Below are 22,749 nucleotides of genomic sequence, written 5' to 3'. Positions count from 1 at the left end.
TCGATTAAGAAAACTGTTTCCTTAACCCTAAGTATAGCAGCATACAATGTTCAAAGCTTTTTGTATCAAGTGATGTTATTTCTTCAATCTTTTGTAACCGATAAATAAGCGTGTTCCGATGAATAAAGAGCTTCTTGGCTGCCTTACTCGTATTCATATTTGCCTCACAATAAGTTATAAATGTTTTTGCGAGCTCTGCAGCAGATTTATCCTGGAGTAATGGTAATAGCCTGTACCCAAGCTTGTCCTTATAGGTAGTATGGATTTTCTCTGGAAGCAACCCAAGTAACATTTTCCAATTATGATAACTATAAATTTTAGGCGAAATGTTCAACACTTCGCCGTATTGAATTAAGCTGTTTGCTTCTTGGAATGATTGATGTATATCTGCAATTGTTTGTGATAGGCTGCCAATTGCAATGGCGGTATGTTTGATCTGAAAGGAACGCAGTACAGTCATTAATTTTAAGCTTTGCTTTTCAAAGGATTGAAGTGTATCAACGTATGCCTCCTCACTTTTCACGGAATTTAATAAAGTGATTTTCTCTGAGTTTAAAAATGTACAAAGGCTATCCCGCATACATTGAAATGATTCATGCGTTGCCTCGAGCAACTCTGCTTTAAAATCGCCAATTTTATTTTGTATGTTTGTATTTTTTAATAAAGCATTTCCAATGTCTATTACGATGCAAAAACGTTTTGAACTATAACTTATTTGAAGCATGTCACAGTACTGCTCTAATGTCTGCTGGTTGTGCGTATCGTTTAATAAAACATACTGTGCGAACGTTTCGGCTGCTTTCAGACGAAGGTCCTTTGTTTGACGATGAATTGCATCTTGCCACATCATTTCCACATAGCTTTTCACTAAGTATGCATATGGCTTCACTTGTTCTGGTGGACCGATAATACCAAGGACTCCAACGGCTTTATTCTCAAATGTTAATGGAATGACGACTCCAGGCAGAACATTATTCATATTTTTTGTTTTTTCCTCATCACATATTAATACAGTATTTTTCTGCAAAGCCTCTTTGGAAGGGGGATGAATTGTTCCGATTCGATCGGGATTTGTTGATCCGATGATATAGCCATTTTCGTCAATTAAGCTGATTGGAAATGGTAATATATCTGAAGTCGATTTAACTATTTTCTGTGCAAATTGCACGAAACCTTTAATAATCGTCACCTCCATTTTTTTCGATTCATTTTACACCATATTAACATAGTAATATGATTAAGAAAATATAGAAAACTTATTTTTTTGTACATCTTGTCTATAGATTTATTGATATTACGAAGCTATAAATAAACTATACGATCTTTTAAATGGGCATGGAGGTGCGGGTTTGGTTAAAAAGACAGACATCATTATTGTCGGTGGTGGGGTTATTGGATCAAGTATTGCATTTAACCTTTTAAATGATGGGTTTGAAGGAGAAATTACTTTATTTGAAAAAGATAAGACGTATGAATTTGCCTCTACACCAAGAAGTGCAGGTGGTATTAGGCAATTGTTTACGACAGCAATCAATATTCAGATTAGCCGGTATAGCTTAAAGAAGTATGTGACATTTGCCGAAGATATGGCTGTTGATGCTGAAAAAGCAGAAATTGATTTTAAGCAGAATGGTTACCTATTTCTATCAAGTAATGAAAATAGAAACCAATTAATGAAGCAGCAGCAATTACAAGCGAAATATGGGGTGCCATCTAAAGTTTTATCAAGTGAAGAACTGCGTACGATTATTCCTGAATTGCATATCGATGATTTACAAGGAGGGCTTTATTGTAGGGAGGATGGATATTTAGACCCTTACTCTGTCATGCAAGGATACATTCGAAAGACCAAACAGCTTGGTGGCGTATACCAATATGAAGAGGTTGAGACAATTATTCATGAAAGAAACAAGGTTATGGGTGTTTCATTAAAGAATGGCGAGATATACCATGCGCCAATTGTTATAAATTGTGCAGGTCCTTGGGCTCCAGCATTAAGTGAAACAATTGGTTTACCAATTCCTGTTGTCCCATTAAAGCGTCAAATTATTCAATTTGATATTTCGGTACCTTTAACGAATGAATTACCTTTAACCATTGATCCAACAGGTGTCTATTTCCGACATGAAGGAAAATTCTTGATTACTGGTTATTCCGAGAAAGTAAAACCTGGCATTGATTTCAAATGGTCACGCGATTTTTTCTATGAACGTTTATGGCCGGTTTTAAGTCATCGTGTGCCAAACTTTGAGAACGCAAAGATAATCCGTGGCTGGGCGGGAATGTATAGCCATAATACGCTTGACCAGAACGCTATTATAGGAGGACATCCTGAGCTGCAAGGATATTATTTGGCGTGTGGATTTAGTGGACATGGGATGCAGCAGGCACCGGCAGTTGGAAAAGGATTATCAGAACTCATTCGCACTGGCACCTATGAAACACTAGATTTAAGACCGTTATGTTTTGAGCGATTTGCTAATAATAAATTAATTGTTGAAGAGGCAATTGTATGATGAATGGTAAGCAGCACTTTGGCATAGAGAGATTTGAAAGATGATCTTATTTTAAAAAGGGGAGACAGAATGAACAATTTTGTATCCAACGTCGTGAAGAATATGCCGGCATATTTGTTTTCAGAGCTTAATAGGAAGAAAAAAGCCTTGCAAGAAAAAGGGGTGGATGTGATTGATTTAGGAATTGGTGCACCAGATTTACCAACACCAGACTTTATCTATGATGTTTTAGTAAAAGAAGCAAAGCAGCCTGCGAACCACCGTTATTCTCCCTACAGCGGGACGCCGGAATTTAAAGAAGCAGTTGCTTCCTTTTATAAAAATTATTATGGTGTCGATTTAGATCCGAATACCGAGGTGTTAACACTCGTTGGCACAAAGGAAGGAATTGTGAATCTTATCCAGGCAGTAATCAATCCGGGTGATACAGTGCTTATCCCTGATCCAGGGTATCCCGTTTATCGGATGGGCGTTCATTTAGCTGGTGGGAACGCAGTATCCTTACCGCTCGATAAGAAAAATGGCTATATACCACAATATGAAGCACTCACCAAGCAAGAGAGAGAAGCTGCAAAATTATTGTTTTTAAATTATCCAAGCAATCCGACAGCAGCTACGGTTGAATTATCAACCTTTACAAAGGCTGTTGATTTTGCTAGAAACCATAACATCCTGCTTGCACATGACGCTGCCTATGATCTTGTAACATTTGACTCGTATCAGTCACCAAGTGTACTTCAAGTACCGAATGCGAAAGATATTGCGATCGAATTTGGAACATTATCCAAAAGCTACAACATGACTGGCTGGCGAATCGGCTATGTTGTTGGAAATAAAGAAATTATACACGCACTGGCAACTTTAAAGAGTAATATTGACACAAGTCAATTTCTCCCAATCCAAAAAGCAGCAGCCACTGCATTGCGAAGTGATCATCGAACGGTTAAAGAAAATAGTATGATTTTTAAACAGAGAATGGAAAAACTGCACAGTGCACTAGCTGAAATGGGGATGGATGCACATAAGCCGAGAGGTACAATTTTTCTTTGGGTAGGCGTTCCGAGTGGGTTTACCTCAGCTGAGTTTGCTAACAAGCTTTTAGATGAATTAGGTATCATTGTAACTCCTGGAACTGCGTTTGGTCCTAGTGGGGAAGGACATTTTCGAATATCTTTGTCCGTATCAGAAGAGCGTTTAGATGAAGTAATCAAACGAATGAAAAACTTAGATGGATTAGGGGTGAACCCATCTTGATTAGGAAAGAAGAAAACATGACTGCTGCTAGGGCGATTGTTGAATGCATGAAACGAGAGGGAATACAGAAAGCTTTCTGTGTTCCGGGAGAGAGCTACTTGCCCGTTTTAGATGCTCTCTATGACGAACCATCCATCCAGCTTATTTCTGCTAGGCATGAAGGCGCAGCAGCTTTTATGGCAGAAGGATATGCGAAAGCAACATTAAAGCCAGGCGTTGTTCTAGCAACAAGAGCTGTCGGAGGAAGTAATCTAGCGATAGGTGTGCATACAGCTTATCAGGATTCAACACCAATGGTTGTTTTCCTTGGTCAAGTTAGCAGGAAGTTTAGAGGTAGAGAGGGCTTCCAAGAAGTTGATTTAGATCGCTATTTTCAACCAATCACGAAATGGGCAGTTGAAATCACAGATCCGGAGCGGACGCCAGAAATCGTTAGTCGGGCATTTCGGATTGCGCAATCTGGAAGACCAGGACCTGTTGTTGTTTCCTTACCAGAGGACATTCTTCCTGTTAAAACGCATATGCAATTTGGTCCGGTAGCAGCGGCACCGAGACCTGCCCCATCTAAAATGGAAATCAACCAAGTGAAAGCACAACTCGCACAGGCAAAAAAGCCAGTCATTATAGCGGGAGGTGGCGTAAAAAGCGCAGAGGCAGAAGAGTTATTAATCGGTTTTGCTGAAAAAAATAAACTCCCAGTACTTGCTGCCTTTCGAAGGCATGATGTGTTTCCAAATCGGCACAAGTATTATGCTGGTCATCTCGGACTAGGTACGCCAATAGAAGTACTCGAAACTGTTCGTGAAGCGGATGTTATTCTCGCCCTCGGAACAAGGTTATCAGAGGTGACAACACAGGATTACACGATTATAAGCTCCAGTCAAAAATTAATCCATATCGATATTGACTATGACACGATTGGCAAGGTGTATGCACCAGAGATTGGGATTGTAGCTGATGCGAAGGAAGCACTAAGCTTATTAAATGAACTATCAATGCCAATAAATTGGGAAGCGTGGACACTGGAAAGAAGGCAAGCTTTTGAAAAAGTAACTGATTTAAAAGATCTTCAGAATGATGTGATCAATCGTCAAGTCATCGAGATACTGAAGAACAAATTACCAAACGATGCATTGCTAACAAATGACGCAGGGAATTTCGCGGGCTGGCTACACCAATTTTATGTGTTTAACGAACGGCATACATACATTGGACCAACATCGGGTGCAATGGGATATGGTATGCCTGCAGCGTTAGGAGCGAAGCTTGCTTTTCCAGCGAAACAAGTAGTTTCCTTGTCTGGTGATGGCGGATTTATGATGACTGTGCAAGAACTGGAGACAGCGGTTCGCTATCATATTCCGATTATTTGCCTTGTATTTAATAACCAAATGTATGGCACGATTCGGATGCATCAAGAAATGCATTACCCGGAAAAGGTAATTGGTACTGATTTAGGACAGGTTTCCTTTAAAGATTTAGCCATCAGTATGGGCGCTGATGGATATGTAGTAGAAACCTCTGCGGAATTTGCAGCTGCTTTTGATAAAGCGTTATCGAAAAACAAGATAGCTGTTATTGAAATTATGACGGAAAAGGAGCAAATTTCTGTTTCACAGACAATCAAGGGATTACAGGGGAAATGAATATTTAAGGAGGAGAGTCAAAATGACAATACAATTAGAAACAAGGAAACTAGCAAACTTTATTAATGGAGAATGGGTAGGAGTAGGGGAGTCTACAGGTGTTATTAACCCTGCGACAGGTGAGGAAATTGTTCAAGTTCCACTCTCTGATGCTAGTGATGTTGAGAAGGCAGTGCAGGCTGCTAAGAAAGCGCAAAAGGAATGGGCGCTAGTTCCAGCACCGCAACGGGCGGAAGTGCTATATCGTGTTGGTTATCTCTTGAAAGAACAGAAAGAAAGGCTTTCCCAGCTTTTAACACAGGAGAATGGCAAGGTAATTGAAGAAGCTCGCGGAGAAGTACAGGAAGGAATAGATATGGCTTTTTACATTGCAGGAGAAGGGCGTCGGCTTTTTGGTCAAACGACACCTGCAGAATTAAAAAATAAATTTGCGATGAGTCAGCGTGCACCAGTTGGTGTTGTTGGAATTATCACCCCATGGAATTTCCCAATTGCGATCGCTACGTGGAAATCATTTCCGGCAATCATCGCTGGAAATGCAGTAGTATGGAAACCTGCAACAGAAACCCCAATTATGGCGTATGAATTAGCCAAAATATTTGAAGAAGCTGGTCTGCCAAAAGGAGTAATGAATGTCATATTTGGTTCTGGTTCAACCGTGGGTGATGCGTTCGTTCATCATAAAGACATTCGTGTCATTTCTTTTACAGGGTCAAATGATACGGGGCGGAATATTGCAGCTGCATGCGGAAAGCAATTGAAGAAAGTTTCATTAGAAATGGGTGGTAAAAATGCTGTGATTGTAATGGATGATGCAGATCTTGAACTTGCTGTAGAGGCGATTTTATGGAGTGCCTTTGGAACGAGTGGTCAACGTTGTACAGCGTGTAGTCGGGTAATTGTGCATGAAAATGTCAAAGAAACATTAGAGGAGCGATTACTAGCAGCTATGAAGGATTTAACCATTGGTAATGGCTTAGATGAGTCCATTAAGGTTGGTCCAATTATTAATGAAGCTGGGCTAGAAAAGATAAAAAGCTATATTGAAATTGGAAAAAATGAAGGTGCTAAATTACTTGCTGGTGGCTATGAATTGACAGATGGAGAATATCAGCAGGGAAACTATTTTGCACCAACATTATTTACCGATGCAACAGCAGATATGCGGATTGCACAGGAGGAAATATTTGGACCAGTTGTATCCTTAATACCTGTGAAAAGTTTTGAAGAAGCAATCGAAGTAAATAATGGAGTCGAGTATGGACTATCAAGTTCTATTTTTACGAATGATGTCAATCGGGTATTTAAAGCACAGCGGGACCTAGATACAGGGATTGTTTATGTAAATGCAGGTACGACTGGGGCAGAGATTCACTTGCCATTTGGGGGAACAAAAGGAACGGGGAATGGGCATCGTGATTCTGGTGTTCAAGCTCTCGACGTGTTCACAGAATGGAAAGCGGTTTATGTTGATTATAGTGGGACGCTTCAGCGTGCGCAAATAGATGTATGAGGAAAGGGAGAGAGCAGAGGGGTCCCTGGATTTGGGTTTTAAAGAACCATGCTATTATCAAAGCAAGTTGTGTGACTATGAAATGAAGATAATGTGAACCACTAGGAGCTTGAGCGGTATGACGAGGACTCAAGCTCCTTTTAAATAAGTTAATGAAAACGCTTACTTTAAGGTTGTGCAAGTTGCACGAGAATCGTAATCATATGTTATGACTATCAAATAGCATGTTTAGTCCACATTCTGTTATTCTTTTTGCATCATTCTTACGAATAATTGGATTATTTTTAGTCATTTTAACGATAGATATCATGTCTTATTTCAGCTAGAAACTAATATAAATAAGTAACATTTTAAATACAAAGATAGAAGATAGTTGGAATAGTGAGAAGAAAATAGCATTACTGTGGAATTTTACTAAATAGTCTAGTGATTGAATTAGTTAGGAGGATGAAAGTGTATGTTATTTCTAAATGAAAACGATATTAAAAAAGCAGTTACAATAAATGATGTAATTGACGCAGTTGATTCAGCTTATCGTTTATATGAAGCAAATCAATTCCAAATGCCGCTGAGAATGCACGTTTCAGAAAAGGAAAACACATTATTGTTAATGCCTTGCTTTACTGCAGGGGCAATTGGAACGAAACTTGTAACGCTTTTTCCAAATAATAAGCATGTACCAATGCTGCAAGGGATTGTCATATTAAATAGCAGTGAAACAGGAGAAGTAAAAGGGATTCTAGAGGGATCTTTTTTAACGGGCTTACGGACAGGTGCTGTTGGCGGTTCTGCTGTTCGTCATTTAGCTAGGAAGGATGCTACTAAACTTTCTATTATAGGGACAGGTGTACAAGGTCTTTATCAAGCTGTAGCTGCTTGTTCACAAAGGCCGATTACAGACATTTACCTTTATAATCGGAGCCCTGAGAAACTACCTGAGTTTATCGCACAGTTAGAGAACTGGATTGAAACAACTGTTCATTTACACCCTATGGACACAGTAGAAGAAGCTATAAAGAATGTTGATATTATTATTACTTCCACAAGCTCGAATGATCCTGTTCTTCCAAATAAAAAGCACCTTCTTCGCAATAAGCTCGTCATTGGGGTTGGATCCTATCAACCATCCATGCAAGAATTTCCAGAAGCACTCTATGAACTTACAGATACCATTTTAGTAGATACGGAACATGCAATCGATGAATCGGGTGATCTGATTAATCCTCTAGCCCAGGGCTTAATAAAGCCTAGCTCTGTACAAAAAATGTCAACTTATATTTTGAGCGAACCAAAACCATCTCTTGGAAATACAACTGTATTTAAGTCAACTGGAATGGCATTATTTGATGTTGTCGTTGCTAATACAATCTATCAAAAGGCAATGGATAAAGGGGTTGGTACGATACTTTCTTTGTAGCTAAAAATACATACTAGAAAGGAGGGGAACCTATGCGTTCAAAATCTAAGCTTAAAGACCCTGGAATAATCCTGTTAGTAGTATTTATATTTTTGGCAGCAATTGTACTTGTTTGGTGGCCAACTGATATCTATTGGATGGGTATATCGCTAGCTGGTTGGTTAATGTTCTTCAGTTATTTTGTATGGTTTCTACTAGCTGTTGCTTATGTTTACTGGATTGAAAAGGTTGAAAAAGGATAAGCTCTTCCCTAAAAATAATGGAAATGGAGGGGAATACAATGCAATTAACCGAAACGATTATTATTGGAATCTATCTCGTGTTGATGGTTCTCATGGGAATTTATTTTACAAGAAGAGCACATTCGTCGGAAAACGATTACTGGACAGCAGGTAAAAGCATTAATACATTTGTCGGAGCATTTGCCTTATTCGCTGCCTTAGCCAGTTCGAGTTCTTTAATGGGGGCAGTTGGTTCAGGTGTGGCATTAGGTGTACCGTTTCTATTTGCATATGGATTTGGAGCGGTGGCCATTCTACCGTTTACCCTTTTCTTAGTTGCCGGACAAATAAGAAGATCTGGAGTTAGTACATTACCGGAATTTTTTAAGCAGCGGTTTGGTAAATCGGTTCAAATTATCGCTGTTTTTATTGTTGTCGTTGGAATGACATTCTACATGGTACCTCAATTGACGGCGTCAGGATTAATTGGTTCCTATGTGTTAGGTATTGATTATACAACAGCGGTTATAGTACTCGGTCTTGGATTTACGATTTATGCAGCATTGGGTGGGATGTGGGCAATCACATATACTGATCTTGTACAAGGTGCGATCATGCTTATCGGAATGCTCATATTGTCAGTACTCATTTTAACACAGCATAATGGCTTTGCATCATTAATTCAAGATGCTTTAGCTGTTACACCAACATTTGGAGAAATTACCCAGCCTTGGATGTCCTATTTTGGTTTATTTTTAGCTTTCTTATGGTTTGGTATTGTTTCACCATCAGCGGTTATGCGGAATTTTGCATCACGAGATGCAAGAACGGCCAGACGTTCAGCGATGTGGGCTTGCTTGCTTTATTTATCCGTATTTGTATTTGGTTTCATTGTTGCATCTGGAGGTGCAGCATTAGGCATTGCTGATTCACTTACGAATATGGATATGATGTTTGTATCCGTCATCGAACATTATATGTCTCCAATATTGGCGGGGATCATGTTTGCTGGATTAATTGCAGCTATCATGTCTTCGGCAGATGCGATGCTATTAGCTATTTCTGCTGGGGTTGCTCGGGACATATATAAGGAATATATAAATAAAGAAGCCTCGGAAAAAACAGTTACCAGATTAGGATTTATTATTATGATTGTAGCAAGTACGATTGGTATTTTAATAGCAATCGAACCTCCACAACTAATAGCAATTATGGTTGGTTGGGTTGGTGGCGGATTATTATCTGCATTTGGATTTCCATTAGTACTTGGTATTTGGTGGAAAAGGGCCAACACTCCTGGGGCACTAGCTGGAATGCTCGGTGGCGCAATTACGTTTTTAGTATTAGTAATTACAAAGCCTTTCTCGTTGGTTTCCGAGCCAATTATTGCAGCACCAGTTTCTCTAATCCTAGTAATTGTTGTTAGTCTATTAACGCAGCCACCTTCTGTTGCAGTGCAAGAGCGTGTGGAAAGCTATCATTCTGATGCGAAGATAATAGAATAGAGGTGATCCCAATGGAAACAATGTTTCGTAAACAAATAACCATACTTGGTCAACCGAAACAAATTTCAGAAGATCAATTGAATCGATATATATTCAAATCATTAGGTATCATGACAAAAGTAAAAAACAAAGTGAACCAGCATTTTTTGGAACAACATGTGAAGCGTAAAGAATTGCTCTATCATCCTATGTGGCTAGCCAAAATATTAGTTATCGCAGACCGTAAACCATTCCCTCCGAAAAAGATTCCGAAAATGTGCTTCATTGACGCTATATCTGGTTATCGTGGCTTACTTACCACCGTTCCTAGTACTTCAAAGAAGGATGAGCCATTCCGTACATCGTTTGTAATTTCACCCGAAATAAAAGAACCAGACGAAGTAAAACGATATATAAAAGATGTTCAGGAAAAACAAATAAATCGTTCCTACATTTTAAAAAAGCCAGAACATCAGTTGATCGAGTATGATCTTGTATATTTGCCTTTGTGGAAAGTTCAGATGAAAAGTAGTACATTAACGAAAGATTTTTATATCAATGCAAATACTGGGGAATCAGAAGAATATTTGGCAAAACAATGGAAATCCAAACGCTGGTTGCTAAACCGCTAGTAGCTTAAATGCTCCATTTTTTTACTATGCATTTTGATATCTCGGAATGAGCAGAAATTTTATTCCTTTACAGCGCTTATGGCACGTAATAAGAATAAACTCCCTTATTTAGCTTGCTTTGTTTTCATGTATGAATTAATATTCGTCTTCATAAATTGAACTTATAGGAATTTTAATGTGGGGGGATGATTAAAACCGTGATCATTTGCAGATGTGAAGAAGTATTGTTACGCGACATTATCACTTCAATCGAAAACGGCGCAGAAACATTAAAAGCAATCAAAATGGAAACGAGGGCAGGAATGGGCATCTGTCAAGGTCGAACGTGTCGAGTGTTGTTGGAACAGGCTATCGCTCCTTATACAGATATAACTATTCAAGAAACGAATAACATAATGTACAAAAATCCAGTCCGTCCAATAAGTTTAGCGAACCTATCCCGAAGTGGAAAGGATTCTTCTCAATGAGAATAAAAAAACATCCAATTCTTGAGAGTTTGGAGCGGAAAGAAGTACAGATCACCTATAATGGAAAAAGTTATCTAGCGTTTGAAGGAGAAACAATTGCAGCAGCATTACTTGCTAATCAAATACGCATATTACGATATACCGAGAAGGGTAAGGCACCACGAGGAATTTACTGCGGTATTGGTCACTGTTATGAATGTCGTGTAACAGTTGATGACGAAAGAAGTGTAAGAGCATGTATAACACGTGTAAAAGATCAGATGAAGATTATTTCCCAAGGAATAGATGCGGATGAAATATGATCTTGTGATTATCGGAGCTGGCCCTGCAGGGATGTGTGCAGCAATTCAAGCGGCATCAAATGGTGCACGAGTAGCATTGGTCGATGAAAATCCAGTTCCTGGTGGCAAATTGCGCGGTCAGGTCTATAAAGAACCTAAATCAGACTGGTGGATTGGCGAGAAAATTGTACGAAGCATGGAAAGTAAAATAAAGCAATTAGGCGTTACGTGTTTCCTGGAACGTGAAGTTTGGGGAATTTATCCAAAATGGAAAGTCATGTTGAATAATGGAGAGCAATTAGAATCAGATTTTGTTTTAATTGCAACAGGTGCGGCGGAAAAAGCAATCCCAATTCCAGGCTGGACAACACCAGGAGTTATGGCCATTGGAGCAGCACAAGTATTGGCAAATATTCAGCGTGTAAAACCAGGAAACCGAGTTGCCATCATCGGGATTGATGCCCTTTCTTTAACAATAGCCTATGACCTTAAAATGGCTGGAGTTAATGTTGTTGGCATCTATCTTCCGCCATTGAACGCATTTTCATTGGAAAAATCGAATCCATTAAAGATGATCGCCTATCTTTCTAGTTTATCCCATTTAGCCCCGAATCCAATGCTTAAATTACTTGGAAAGTTAGGGCAAATAGAGTCTGTTCAAAAACTGGGAGTTAATTATTATCCTCCATTTGGCATGAAAGTATGGGGAATCCCGTTGCATTTAAGAAAGGCAGTAGTTGAAATTATTGGAAATGAAGCAGTAGAAGAAATTGTGGTAGCAGCGGTTGATCAGAATGGACAGCTTGGAAGAAAGCAAGAAAAACGAATACCTGTTGATTGTGCTTGTATATCAGGGGGACTCTATCCTCTAGTGGAGCTTGCAAATGCAGCTGGATGTGAGTCTGTCTATATCGAGGAATTAGGCGGACATATCCCTTTGTATAATGAGGAATTGGAAACGACACAATCAGGCATTTTTGTGGCAGGAAACAGCACTGGTATTGAGGGTGCAAAGGTTGCCATGGCACAAGGGGAACTCGTGGGAACCGTCATTAGTATTCGATTAGGATTCGTAGAGGGTGGACCAGAATTAATTAAAAAAGCAAAAGAAAAAGTTAACTTAGAGCGAGAGAACGCTGTTATTAAATTTCACCCTGGGCTTGAAAACGGCAGAGCAAAACTAGAGCGTTTGTCTCGAATTAGAGAGTAGTAAGTCATAACAGAATGAAGCTTTCTTTTATAGAATGAAAAGCTGTTTGAGGAGTTGGAGTTCATGGAAACAGCTGATGTTGTAATCATTGGTGGTGGAGTAATTGGAACATCGATTGCTTACAGGCTTGCGGGAAATCACAAGGTGATTTTAATCGAAAAAGGAGAGATCGGTGCTGGGACGTCGGGCTCCTGTGACAAAGCGATATTTTTACAATCCAAAAAGCCTGGATTCCCTATTAAACTAGCACAGGCAAGTAGAATGGTGTATGAGAATCTAGAAGAAGAATTAGGAATGAAAATTGAATTTCAAAAAAATGGTGGCATGATTGTGATTGAGAATGAAAGCCACCTTGATTTCATGAGAAAGTTCGTAAAGCAACAAAATAAAGCAGGCATAAATGTAAAGCTAGTCGATCAAAAAGAAGCATTGGCATTTCAGCCATGCTTATCCCCAGAAATTGTTGGCGCGACCTATAGTACGGAGGATGCGGAAGTCAATCCGTTGCTATTAACACAAGCTTTTGCTGAAGCTGCAAAGCGAAAGGGGATAATTATTCGCACGCATACAGCAGTAACCGATATCGTTACAAAGGATGGTCGAGTAATCGGAGTACAAACCAATAAGGGAAGAATCGAAACGGAACTTGTTATCAATGCTGCTGGCCCCTTTGCTCCTAAAATAGCGGAAATGGTCGGAGTTGGGCTTCCCATTATACCGCGCCGCGGAGTGATTCTAATTTCGGAGAAAGTAAAACCAATGGTTCACGGGAATATTTTATGTTCACAATACATTGCTACGAAGCATCTATCCAATAACACAGATGCTCCATCCTATGGAATTGGACTTTCACTTGGACAAACGGAAAGTGGAAATGTATTAATTGGGGGAAGCAGGGAATTTAAAGGGTATGATAAAGCGGTTGAACCGGAAGTATTAACAGCTATTGCCATGCATGCTCGTCGAATAGCTCCATTTTTAGATTCGATCCGGATTATTCGCACAATGGCGGGATTTCGACCATTTACGAGTGATGGGCTTCCTATTATCAGTGAAACCCCAAATATGAAAGGGTTTATTATTGCTGCAGGGCATGAAGGGGATGGAATTGCACTCGCTCCAATTACCGGCCTATTAGTTGCCAGCTTGGTAAATAAAGATTTGAAATACAAAGATTTTTTAGATCCATTAAAATTCGACCGTTTTAATGCAATTCATGCTTCACCTAAACAGGGGTGATAAAGATGTTGGAAATTATAATACCTTTAGTGTTACTTTTTGCCATTGTTTTTGTTAAACAAATACCAAAAATCGGTGGTGATATAAGAGCAGCGCTTCTCGTTGCTGCAATCTCCTCTGCATTTATTTCAGGCTTAAACTTTAATGAGATGATTGTTGCATTTATTGATGGGATCGATCGCTTATCCTGGGTTATTATGCTTTCTCTATTTGGCAGTCTATATGCTGAATCTCAAGTGAAATTAGGTGCAATGGATACAACGTTGAATAGTTTACGGGCAGCATTTGGTAAATCTCCAAAAGGGTTAATTGCCGCGGTGTTTATTACATTAATTTTAGCTGGCTCCTTTCTTGGAGATGCCATCGCTGCTGCTACGGTAATTGGATTTCTCGTAATTCATGCACTGACTGAATTGAAATTAAAGCCTGAGCAAATTGGAATGATTATCCTGCTCGGTGCATCTATTGGATCGATAATGCCGCCTATTACACAAGGCGTTTTCTTGTCTGCATCTCTTATTGGTATTGATCCTGGCCCGGTTGCTAAGCTTGCGTATATAACCGTATCGATTGGTGGAATTCTAGCAATCTTAGAATCATTCCGCTTTGTTCGAGGGAAAAAGATGCCTCCAGAATTAATTCCGAATCAATCTGTTTTCCAAATACTGAAAGGAAATTGGATAACGCTCATTCCTCTCCTTGTTTTAATCGCTATTGTTATCGCAAATACCCTGTTTGACTATAATATTTTTACCGAAATTGCACTTTTCTCTTATATCCTTGAACCGCTTATCGGGATACCTATTTTACAAGGGCTAACCAATCAAATTGTAGCAGCGATTATTATTGCACTTCTTGTCAGTTTCTTATTCCCTTCCGTTAGAAAACAAACAAAAGGTGTTATAAAAAACGGGTTAGGGAAAGTAAACCAAACCGTCCAAATTCAACTTTCTGCAGGAGTTATGGTCGGAGTGTTCTATGCTTCAGGTTTGATCGAAAAGGTTGCACTTATGACAGAAGGTTTAGCTTCGTCAATGATAAAACTGGGAGGAGCAATGGCGATGGTAGTTGTCGGGATGCTAACAGGCTCTCAAACTACTGCGCAATCTGTCGTTGTTACATTCCTTGGTCCCATCTTAGAATCAATGCATGTTGATCCAACATTAATTGCATTAGGTGCATCCCATATTGCAGCAGCTGGGCAAAATATGCCACCAGTAGGATTAACCGCATTTGTTGTTTGTGGGTTAATTGGTGGGATATTAAATAAAAAGGTCGACCCCATTAAAGTGATGACATTAGCATTACCAAACTCATTTTATTTCTTAATCATTGGTTTAATAGTGTGGTTTATCTAATGGATAAGAAACCACTTATTGGCATATTAATGTTAGATACAAATTTTGATAGACCGAGGGGGGATATTGGTAATCCGGAAACATACGCTTTTCCAGTTGCATACCAAGTCATTGATCATGCAACAACAGATCGTGTTATTAAATTGGGTGATACGCGTTTAATTGAGCCCTTTATTAAGGGAGCCAAAGTACTTGAAAATAAAGGAGTAAAAGCAATCACAACCAGTTGCGGTTTTCTCGCATTATTCCAAAAAGAGATTCAACGTGAATTGCGAGTACCTTTTTATTCGTCAAGCTTAATACAGATTCCGTTGGTACAGCAAATAACCGGCGGGATGATAGGTGTTATTACTGCACGAAGGTCAAGTTTAACGCAAACACATTTTCAAAGCGTTGATGCTCATCATACACCAATTGCTATTGCCGGTATGGACGATATGCCAGCATTCACAAACGCAATTCTGAATGAGACAAATATTCTGGATAGAAAAGCCGTTGCACTCGAAATGCAACAGGTTACGTTAAGATTGCTAGCTAAAAATCCAATGATGAAGGCAATTGTTTTAGAATGTACGAATATGCCGCCTTATAAAAGTGCTATAAGAGAGGTTACGAGATTGCCAATTTTTGATATAAATACGTTGACAGAATATGTAGTGTACGGATTATCTGATTTCAAAGTTTAATGGAGTTAAGCAATCTTGTCATGCTCGATTTCGCGATAAATTTTAATGAATTTAAAATTCGATAAAATTCGAAGTTGACCATTAGTATAGTTTTTGTTAAATTAAAAATAATAAGATAATAAATAACTGCCCCATCTAAATGACGTTGTTGGCGAAGCAGCGCACTACCTAGGTGAAAACCAGTTATATTGACAGTCTAAACTTATAAATCTGTCCATATTTCTGGTTTTTTCGTTTTCATACAAGTGAAAATAAAGAAGTTTGGACACAAATCGAGGAGGAATTATAATGAAAAATTTAATCGAATTGGACAAGAAGCATTTCATTCACCCAACCTCATCTATCCAGCAGCAACAGGAAAAGGGAGCGAAATTGATTGTAGAAAAGGGGGAGGGAATCTATTTAACTGACATAAATGGAGACGTATTCATTGATGCAATGTCATCCTTATGGAATGTAAATATTGGGCATGGCAGAAATGAACTTGCCGAAGCGGCTGCAGATCAAATGAAAAAACTGGCGTATAGCTCTGCTTTTTCAACATTTAGCCATGAACCAGCTATTAAACTAGCAGCAAAGATTGCTTCACTCGCACCAGAAAATTTAAATGCTGTCTTCTTCACGTCAGGTGGATCAGAGTCCAATGATTCCGCTGTTAAATTGGTGCGTCACTATTGGAAAATACAAGGTCAGCCAAAGCGCAGGAAAATTATAGCATTAAAACGTGGCTATCACGGCGTTGCAGCTGCTTCTACAAGTGTTACTGGAATTCCTGAGTTTTGGGATATGGCTGGCCATTTAATGAATGACTTTATCCATGCAGACACGCCATACTGGGAAGGGACAGAGAAGGCTATTACGTCGCTGCGTTCGGTTATTGAAGAAGAAGGTGCAGAGAATATTGCTGCATTCTTTGCGGAGCCAGTACAAGGTGCTGGTGGTGTGTTAATCCCTCCATCTAATTATTTTAAAGAAGTACGTGAATTATGTAATGAATATGGCATCTTGCTTGTTGCAGATGAAGTGATTACTGGATTTGGACGAACTGGAAAATTCTTTGGTATTGAAAATTGGGGAGTAACTCCTGACTTAATGACGTTTGCAAAAGGAGTTACAAGTGGTTATATCCCAATGGGTGGGGTAATTGTGTCCGATTCTATCCACAACGTATTGAAGGAAAAATCAAAAGGGACATTATTCCATGGCTTTACCTATAGTGGACATCCGACAGCAGCTGCTGTTGCATTAAGAAATATTGATATTATCGAAAAAGAAGGGCTAGTAGCTAATGCTAAAGCAATGGGTGTGCACTTGCTCGAAGGATTCAAAAAAATAAAGGAACAATTAAATATCGTTGGTGACGTAAGAACAATTGGCTTACTAGGAGCAGTTGAGCTAGTTCAAGATCCGGCTACAAATAAGCGTTTTCCAGCCAAATTGCAAGTCGCTCCGAAAGTGGTGGAAGCCTTGCATGAAAGAGGTGTGATTTGCCGGGCAGTTACGTATGAAAACACGGATATTATTTGTTTTTCACCACCATTAATTATGAACCCATCACAAATTGACAGCATGGTAGAAAAATTACATGATGCTATTTTATCTGTTCAAAAACAACTTGTTCATCATACGCTGAACGAAAAGTAGTAAAAATCATATTCATCCAGATTTAACATAAAGTGAAATTTCATTTAGTGAAGGGCCTTTCTTTCCTGCTAAATATTAGTCGAGCAGAATTAGAAATTTACGGGCCGTTATATCCCGCCTTCACGTTTCCAGTTTCTCATTTTTGCGCTAGGGGCATTACAGCCCATTAATACGTGGAAAATCACGAAGTTAAATGGAGGAATAAAGGATGGAGAATGAACAGAAGCTGCTAAAAATTTTAGGGAATAGAGATGTACTTACACTTGCATTTGGAGCTATGATTGGCTGGGGATGGGTCGTAACTGCTGGCTTGTGGATAACAGGTGCGGGCTCGTTAGGGGCAATACTCGCCTTTGCAATCGGTGGGGTGATGGTAATCTTTGTGGGGCTCACCTATGCAGAGCTAGCTTCAGCACTTCCATTAGCTGGTGGTGAGCATGTTTACAGTTTTAAAGCGATGGGGAGAAGGGCATCATTTATTACGACTTGGGCCATTATTCTGGGTTATGTATCGGTTGTTGCATTTGAAGCAGTTGCCCTTCCGACTGTTTTCGAATACTTAATTCCAAATTATAGTCAGGGATATTTATATACAATAGCAGGTTGGGATGTCACGCTAACATGGGCTGGTGTCGGGATTTTAGGGTCTATTATAATTGCTTGGATCAATTATCGTGGCATTAAGTTTTCGACCTCGATTATGTTCATCCTTACATTATTAATTATTATTGCAGGTGTATTGCTGATTACAGGCAGTACCATTGGTGGAAGCACGCAAAATATGCAGCCTTTATTTGATAATGGGATGGCAGGGCTATTAACGGTACTTATTATGACACCATTTATGTTTGTTGGATTTGATGTTATTCCGCAATCAGCTGAAGAGATTAATTTGCCTCAAAAGCGGATTGGACAGTTATTAATATTTTCCGTTGTACTTGCGATTGTCTGGTATATTTCCGTTATTTTTGGTGTCTCACGAATTTTAACGCCTGCAGAGCTAAATGAATCAAACCTGGTAACTGCCGATGCAATGGGGAAGGCTTTTGGAGGTAGTCAAATGATGGCTAATATTCTTGTCCTTGGTGGTATTGGCGGAATTTTGACAAGCTGGATTGGCTTCTATGTAGGAGGGAGTCGTGCTATTTATGCACTTGCTAATGCTGGCATGCTTCCTAAAAGCTTAGGAGAACTCCATCCAAAATATAAAACACCGCATAAAGCTATCTTACTAATTGCTGCGCTATCAACTGCTGCTCCATTATTAGGCAGGCCTGCATTAGTTTGGTTTGTGGAAGCGGGTGGGCTTGGTTTGATTGTAGCATGGCTTATGGTAGCTATATCCTTCATTATTTTACGTAAAAAAGATCCAGATATGAAACGGCCATTTAAGTTGCCTGGTGGAACAACACTTGGTTGGATTGCTGTTGTAATGGCTGGAGGAATCGCAACACTTTATATGCCAGGTATGCCATCAGCACTCGGTGGTCCTGAGTGGATTATTATTGGTATATGGTCTGTATTTGGGCTCATCTTGTATAATGTGTCAATGGCTAAGTATGGGAAGGAATTTGCTGAAGAGCATATGAAAAACGAAATTGACCGTATCGCTTAGAATTAAAAAAACAACAAAGGGAACAGTTGTAATTTAGCTGTTCCTTTTCATTAAGAAGTTTAAAGAGATAGGATAAAATATAAAAATGGAATTGTAACAACACACAACAAGCTTGAAACAATGACTCCAATCGATGCAAAAAGCGTGTCGCCATTGTATTCCTGAGCATAAATTGAAATAGTAGGCGCAGAAGGCATCCCAGCGACGAGAACGGCAATGGTTAGTAATGGTAATGGTACAGAAAGAAAAGCAAAAGGGAGCAGAAGGAGTGGGACGATAAGCAGCTTCGCTAGTGCAGCTTTCCAAATATACTTATTTTTAAGTAGCAACGGAAAATCATTGTATTTTACATCTGCGATTAAACTACCAATTAAAATCATGGAAAGCGGCACAGTCATTTTTCCGAGACTTTCCAATGTGTTAGCGACTCCACTTGGCCAACTGATGGGAAGAAACAAGATAATTAATCCGATGAATGTAGAAAAAGTTCCAGGATTCAAGAATACTTTACTCCAATTGATCGTTGCTTTCGAACGCGAAAATAAATAGATTCCATATGTCCAGATAAGAATGAATAAAACAATATTATACATCGTCAAATAAACGATTCCTTGCTCCCCGAAAATAGCAAAAATAACTGAGAAACCAATATATCCTTGATTGCCGAAAATGATAAGTCCCTCATAAACGCTTTTCTGATTTTCGTTCAGCTGGGAGCGATTCCGCATCCAAATAGCAAGAAAAATGGATAAAAGAAGGGCATAGGAGGACATTGCAATAAGCCAAAGGAAATCTTTCATTAAATGATAGGAAAACGGCATATTTAAAGAGTATAAGATGAGTGCAGGTAAGGTGATATATAAAATAAGCTGTGTCAGTACATGATTGGTATTTTCATTTAAAATACCAAATTTTTTGACTAAAAACCCGAGCAATGCAATGCTGTATAACTGTATCATCTCTTGCAGGAAATTCAACGTTGAATCCATTATGATCCCCCCTCGAAGTACTATATGTGCAAATGACCTAATTGGTCTCTGCTGTTTGGAGGATTTTCTTAAATAATATGTTTATATAATCCTTTATTTAAAGGTAGGGGGAAGATAATGATTTTTTCCTTTATGTAGAGCCTGAGACAAAAGCGTTTTTATCACATAAACTCCGAACATGATTGGCGAAAATAACCCGCTCCAGAAATATAATTCGCGCATCCTACGGCGGCTGGTGAGCCGCCTTGTACTATCGTACTTCGGTGTCTCGCCTATGCCTTACCTCCCACAGGAGTCTATGTATATTTCCTAAGCTTATACATCGTTCTTTTTTTGCGTTTAACACTTTCGTTATGTCCCAGCTCCACTTTTTAGTTTGGATGGTAGGCAAATTCATGAACTTAACACAAACTGCTTTTGATAATGAACAAATATTGACGTATAGGATGATATGCAAAACCTTGCTGTGTCATATGTTCTTACATGTAGTATTAGCTCTCCCAACTCTTTTGTTGCTTACGAATGTTAATAATCTGACCAATATGATATGCATTATGCGTCGTTGCATTTCCGATAAGTTCCCACCATTTAGCAGGTTCATAGTCCCAGCGAACAGCTTCATCTAACTTTTCCTCTGTTAATAGCTTTTGCCATTGTAAGAGCACGTCTAATAATGTGTTCTTTAAGTCGTCAAACGTTTGCCCCTCTGGAATGGTGAAGCTTTGATTGTTATTTTCTAATGAAGGTACAGCATGCACATCTGATTGAATAAACCTTGTCTGCCATGTTTTATTCCAGTAAATAAGGTGCTGCACAATTTCTGCAATGCTGTTACTAGCTTCATTAGGCTTCCAAAAAGCATCTTCTTCAGACAAATTTTTAACAGAACTTGTAAATGGAAGATACCAACTAGGATCATTTGCATTTGCCAATAATTGATTAAGTAAAAGCTCTTTCGTGTGTGCCATCTATAGTTCACTCCTAAAAATAGATTTTGGTGCCTAAATATTCCATTAAGCCATTTCTATTAGTAATTGATAGCTTCTATTGTTGAAAACAATGTACTTGATCTTAGCTTCGTCACAGCCTTTTCAAGAACTTCCTCTGGTTGGACAAGCCCAATACGAACATAACCTTCACCAGCGTCTCCAAATGCATTACCTGGCACAACAACGATTCCGGCGTCATCCATTAATCGGTAAACGAATTCTGTTGAAGTGAACAGCTTCGGAACTTTTGCCCAGATAAACATAGATGAACTTGGTGCATCAACCTTCCAGCCAAGCGCATTTAAACCATTTACTAAAATATCTCTACGTTTCTTATAAATCGCTCTTAATTCCTCACTAAAGCTAGCAGAATTCTCTAATGCACGGATTGCTGCTTTTTGAATCGGAAGAAACACACCATAGTCAAGGTTTGATTTAAGTCGATTTAGTCCAGCTATGATAGTTGGATTGCCAACGATATAGCCAATTCGACAGCCTGCTAAGTTAAAACTTTTTGAGAATGAATTAAACTCAACACCAACGTCCTTTGCTCCTTCTATGGATAGGAAGCTAACCGGTTTTTGTTCATAGTAAAGCTCTGAATATGCAAAGTCATGAACGACAGCAATCTGATGTTTCTTTGCAAAAGCTACTACCTGTTCGAAAAATTGTTTTGTTGCCAAAGCAGGAACAGGGTTTCCTGGGAAGTTTAAAATCATGAGCTTAGCTTTTTCCCGAATTTTTTCTGGAATAGCCTCTAAATCCGGTAAAAAGTTATTTTCCTCTTTTAGTGGCATGCCATAAACAGTCGCACCAGCCAATGTGACACCTGTATCATAGGCGGTATAGCCAGGATCAGGTAAAAGAATAATATCTCCAGGGTTCGTTAGCACCATTGGTAAGTGAACGAGTCCATCTTGTGATCCCATCACCATTAATGCTTCCTTTTCTGCATTCAGGGATACACCATATTGATTGCGATAGTAGGTGGTAATAGCTTCATGAAGTTCTTCGATGCCTGTTAATGTATAGCCGTAGTTAGAAGGTCTGGTAACATGCTTGGCAAGCTCATCAATGACAAATTGTGCTGGGGGTAAATCAGGGCTACCAACACTTAAATCAATCATTTCTTTTCCATCTTGGATTTTTTTCTTTTTGTAACTGGCAAGCTCATTAAAAATGGAAGTTTGGAAATGGTGCATTTTATCGGACAGGGTTATGTTCAAGGGAATCACCTCAAAAAATAAATTATATATCTTAAAACTCTGTATATTATAACATTTTTTGGTGCGAGATGATTATTGATTAATTGTATTAGTGATAAATCAGCTCAACAAATGGAGGTTGTAAAAAACTGTTAAGGTAGATTCGTTTAGCTGCAGGTACTAAAGAAATTGTTCTAAACTGGTTTTTTAGCAAAATCTACAACAAAAATTGCGTAAAAAAACGGAGAAAGGAATCTTTTCAAAGTGCTGTTTGCAGATATGGAAAGTAGATTAGCAAGGTATTGGTAAAGTCAATTAACAAAGAAAATGTTAAACTTTGGCGTTGTTTAAAAGCAGACTAGTAATGTCAAGATACTGTGCAC

At 38.9% G+C, this 22,749-nt stretch carries 20 protein-coding genes; 16 read left to right on the top strand and 4 right to left on the bottom strand.

What is annotated here, in order from left to right:
- Positions 1-4 precede the first annotated feature (4 nt).
- Positions 5-1,195 (bottom strand): CdaR family transcriptional regulator, encoded by a 1,191-nt coding sequence (locus F1560_RS11705; RefSeq protein ID WP_149474815.1) that lies wholly within the window; start codon positions 1,193-1,195, stop codon positions 5-7.
- Between the two features lie 154 nt (positions 1,196-1,349).
- Between F1560_RS11705 and F1560_RS11700 the strand changes: the two genes are divergently transcribed.
- The 16 genes from F1560_RS11700 to F1560_RS11625 all read left to right on the top strand — a co-directional run bounded on the left by F1560_RS11700 (position 1,350) and on the right by F1560_RS11625 (position 19,183).
- Positions 1,350-2,516 carry an NAD(P)/FAD-dependent oxidoreductase gene (locus F1560_RS11700; protein WP_149474814.1) on the top strand — a complete coding sequence of 389 codons (1,167 nt, stop codon included), beginning with the start codon at positions 1,350-1,352 and terminating at the stop codon, positions 2,514-2,516.
- A gap of 69 nt (positions 2,517-2,585) precedes the next feature.
- The gene (locus tag F1560_RS11695) at positions 2,586-3,770 is read left to right on the top strand and encodes an LL-diaminopimelate aminotransferase (RefSeq protein ID WP_149474813.1); all 1,185 of its coding nucleotides are present in this window, start codon (positions 2,586-2,588) and stop codon (positions 3,768-3,770) included.
- A 17-nt stretch (positions 3,771-3,787) separates the two neighbouring features.
- Positions 3,788-5,416, top strand: coding sequence for a thiamine pyrophosphate-dependent enzyme (locus tag F1560_RS11690; RefSeq protein ID WP_149474854.1), 1,629 nt, complete (start codon positions 3,788-3,790; stop codon positions 5,414-5,416).
- Between the two features lie 22 nt (positions 5,417-5,438).
- A complete protein-coding gene (locus tag F1560_RS11685; RefSeq protein ID WP_149474812.1) occupies positions 5,439-6,929 on the top strand; it encodes an aldehyde dehydrogenase family protein in 1,491 nt (496 codons plus the stop codon).
- Between the two features lie 457 nt (positions 6,930-7,386).
- Positions 7,387-8,346, top strand: a complete 960-nt coding sequence (locus F1560_RS11680) for an ornithine cyclodeaminase family protein (protein ID WP_149474811.1) — start codon at positions 7,387-7,389, stop codon at positions 8,344-8,346.
- A gap of 32 nt (positions 8,347-8,378) precedes the next feature.
- Positions 8,379-8,588, top strand: a complete 210-nt coding sequence (locus F1560_RS11675; protein WP_149474810.1) for a hypothetical protein — start codon at positions 8,379-8,381, stop codon at positions 8,586-8,588.
- A gap of 38 nt (positions 8,589-8,626) precedes the next feature.
- Positions 8,627-10,072, top strand: coding sequence for a sodium:solute symporter family protein (locus F1560_RS11670; RefSeq protein WP_149474809.1), 1,446 nt, complete (start codon positions 8,627-8,629; stop codon positions 10,070-10,072).
- 11 nt (positions 10,073-10,083) lie between these two features.
- On the top strand, positions 10,084-10,683 hold the full coding sequence (locus F1560_RS11665) for a hypothetical protein (protein ID WP_149474808.1): 600 nt from the start codon (positions 10,084-10,086) through the stop codon (positions 10,681-10,683).
- A gap of 185 nt (positions 10,684-10,868) precedes the next feature.
- Complete coding sequence (locus F1560_RS11660; RefSeq protein ID WP_149474807.1) at positions 10,869-11,150, top strand: (2Fe-2S)-binding protein; 282 nt, start codon at positions 10,869-10,871, stop codon at positions 11,148-11,150.
- Complete coding sequence (locus tag F1560_RS11655; RefSeq protein WP_149474806.1) at positions 11,147-11,452, top strand: (2Fe-2S)-binding protein; 306 nt, start codon at positions 11,147-11,149, stop codon at positions 11,450-11,452. Before F1560_RS11660 ends, F1560_RS11655 begins: the two co-directional genes overlap by 4 nt.
- A complete protein-coding gene (locus tag F1560_RS11650; protein WP_187773711.1) occupies positions 11,442-12,641 on the top strand; it encodes an NAD(P)/FAD-dependent oxidoreductase in 1,200 nt (399 codons plus the stop codon). Before F1560_RS11655 ends, F1560_RS11650 begins: the two co-directional genes overlap by 11 nt.
- Positions 12,642-12,704: 63 nt before the next feature.
- Entirely contained in the window at positions 12,705-13,880 is a 1,176-nt protein-coding gene (locus tag F1560_RS11645; protein ID WP_149474804.1) for an NAD(P)/FAD-dependent oxidoreductase, read from the top strand.
- A 5-nt stretch (positions 13,881-13,885) separates the two neighbouring features.
- The gene (locus tag F1560_RS11640) at positions 13,886-15,238 is read left to right on the top strand and encodes a hypothetical protein (RefSeq protein ID WP_149474803.1); all 1,353 of its coding nucleotides are present in this window, start codon (positions 13,886-13,888) and stop codon (positions 15,236-15,238) included.
- A complete protein-coding gene (locus F1560_RS11635; protein WP_149474802.1) occupies positions 15,238-15,924 on the top strand; it encodes an aspartate/glutamate racemase family protein in 687 nt (228 codons plus the stop codon). Before F1560_RS11640 ends, F1560_RS11635 begins: the two co-directional genes overlap by 1 nt.
- A 288-nt stretch (positions 15,925-16,212) precedes the next feature.
- Complete coding sequence (locus F1560_RS11630; RefSeq protein ID WP_149474801.1) at positions 16,213-17,568, top strand: aminotransferase family protein; 1,356 nt, start codon at positions 16,213-16,215, stop codon at positions 17,566-17,568.
- Between the two features lie 208 nt (positions 17,569-17,776).
- Positions 17,777-19,183, top strand: coding sequence for an APC family permease (locus F1560_RS11625; RefSeq protein WP_149474800.1), 1,407 nt, complete (start codon positions 17,777-17,779; stop codon positions 19,181-19,183).
- 59 nt (positions 19,184-19,242) lie between these two features.
- On the opposite strand, the gene F1560_RS11620 is transcribed toward F1560_RS11625, so the two are convergent.
- The 3 genes from F1560_RS11620 to F1560_RS11610 all read right to left on the bottom strand — a co-directional run bounded on the left by F1560_RS11620 (position 19,243) and on the right by F1560_RS11610 (position 22,387).
- Entirely contained in the window at positions 19,243-20,172 is a 930-nt protein-coding gene (locus F1560_RS11620) for an AEC family transporter (RefSeq protein WP_149474799.1), read from the bottom strand.
- A 491-nt stretch (positions 20,173-20,663) separates the two neighbouring features.
- Positions 20,664-21,140, bottom strand: a complete 477-nt coding sequence (locus tag F1560_RS11615; protein WP_149474798.1) for a DinB family protein — start codon at positions 21,138-21,140, stop codon at positions 20,664-20,666.
- A 59-nt stretch (positions 21,141-21,199) separates the two neighbouring features.
- The gene (locus tag F1560_RS11610) at positions 21,200-22,387 is read right to left on the bottom strand and encodes an LL-diaminopimelate aminotransferase (protein WP_149474797.1); all 1,188 of its coding nucleotides are present in this window, start codon (positions 22,385-22,387) and stop codon (positions 21,200-21,202) included.
- Between the last annotated feature and the right edge of the window lie 362 nt (positions 22,388-22,749).

Source organism: Oceanobacillus polygoni, from assembly GCF_008304605.1.
GTDB lineage: Bacteria > Bacillota > Bacilli > Bacillales > Amphibacillaceae > Oceanobacillus > Oceanobacillus polygoni.
Note: the sequence above shows the minus strand (reverse complement) of the source record. Positions and strands in the feature narration are given on the sequence as shown.

What these genes read in the sequence shown, in the direction of transcription:
- F1560_RS11705 (WP_149474815.1), bottom strand. Translation starts at nt 1,195, where the DNA reads ATGGAGGTGACGATTATTAAAGGTTTCGTGCAATTTGCACAGAAAATA.
- F1560_RS11695 (WP_149474813.1), top strand. Translation starts at nt 2,586, where the DNA reads ATGAACAATTTTGTATCCAACGTCGTGAAGAATATGCCGGCATATTTG.
- F1560_RS11690 (WP_149474854.1), top strand. Translation starts at nt 3,788, where the DNA reads ATGACTGCTGCTAGGGCGATTGTTGAATGCATGAAACGAGAGGGAATA.
- F1560_RS11685 (WP_149474812.1), top strand. Translation starts at nt 5,439, where the DNA reads ATGACAATACAATTAGAAACAAGGAAACTAGCAAACTTTATTAATGGA.
- F1560_RS11680 (WP_149474811.1), top strand. Translation starts at nt 7,387, where the DNA reads ATGTTATTTCTAAATGAAAACGATATTAAAAAAGCAGTTACAATAAAT.
- F1560_RS11675 (WP_149474810.1), top strand. Translation starts at nt 8,379, where the DNA reads ATGCGTTCAAAATCTAAGCTTAAAGACCCTGGAATAATCCTGTTAGTA.
- F1560_RS11670 (WP_149474809.1), top strand. Translation starts at nt 8,627, where the DNA reads ATGCAATTAACCGAAACGATTATTATTGGAATCTATCTCGTGTTGATG.
- F1560_RS11665 (WP_149474808.1), top strand. Translation starts at nt 10,084, where the DNA reads ATGGAAACAATGTTTCGTAAACAAATAACCATACTTGGTCAACCGAAA.
- F1560_RS11660 (WP_149474807.1), top strand. Translation starts at nt 10,869, where the DNA reads ATGATTAAAACCGTGATCATTTGCAGATGTGAAGAAGTATTGTTACGC.
- F1560_RS11655 (WP_149474806.1), top strand. Translation starts at nt 11,147, where the DNA reads ATGAGAATAAAAAAACATCCAATTCTTGAGAGTTTGGAGCGGAAAGAA.
- F1560_RS11650 (WP_187773711.1), top strand. Translation starts at nt 11,442, where the DNA reads ATGAAATATGATCTTGTGATTATCGGAGCTGGCCCTGCAGGGATGTGT.
- F1560_RS11645 (WP_149474804.1), top strand. Translation starts at nt 12,705, where the DNA reads ATGGAAACAGCTGATGTTGTAATCATTGGTGGTGGAGTAATTGGAACA.
- F1560_RS11640 (WP_149474803.1), top strand. Translation starts at nt 13,886, where the DNA reads ATGTTGGAAATTATAATACCTTTAGTGTTACTTTTTGCCATTGTTTTT.
- F1560_RS11635 (WP_149474802.1), top strand. Translation starts at nt 15,238, where the DNA reads ATGGATAAGAAACCACTTATTGGCATATTAATGTTAGATACAAATTTT.
- F1560_RS11630 (WP_149474801.1), top strand. Translation starts at nt 16,213, where the DNA reads ATGAAAAATTTAATCGAATTGGACAAGAAGCATTTCATTCACCCAACC.
- F1560_RS11625 (WP_149474800.1), top strand. Translation starts at nt 17,777, where the DNA reads ATGGAGAATGAACAGAAGCTGCTAAAAATTTTAGGGAATAGAGATGTA.
- F1560_RS11620 (WP_149474799.1), bottom strand. Translation starts at nt 20,172, where the DNA reads ATGGATTCAACGTTGAATTTCCTGCAAGAGATGATACAGTTATACAGC.
- F1560_RS11615 (WP_149474798.1), bottom strand. Translation starts at nt 21,140, where the DNA reads ATGGCACACACGAAAGAGCTTTTACTTAATCAATTATTGGCAAATGCA.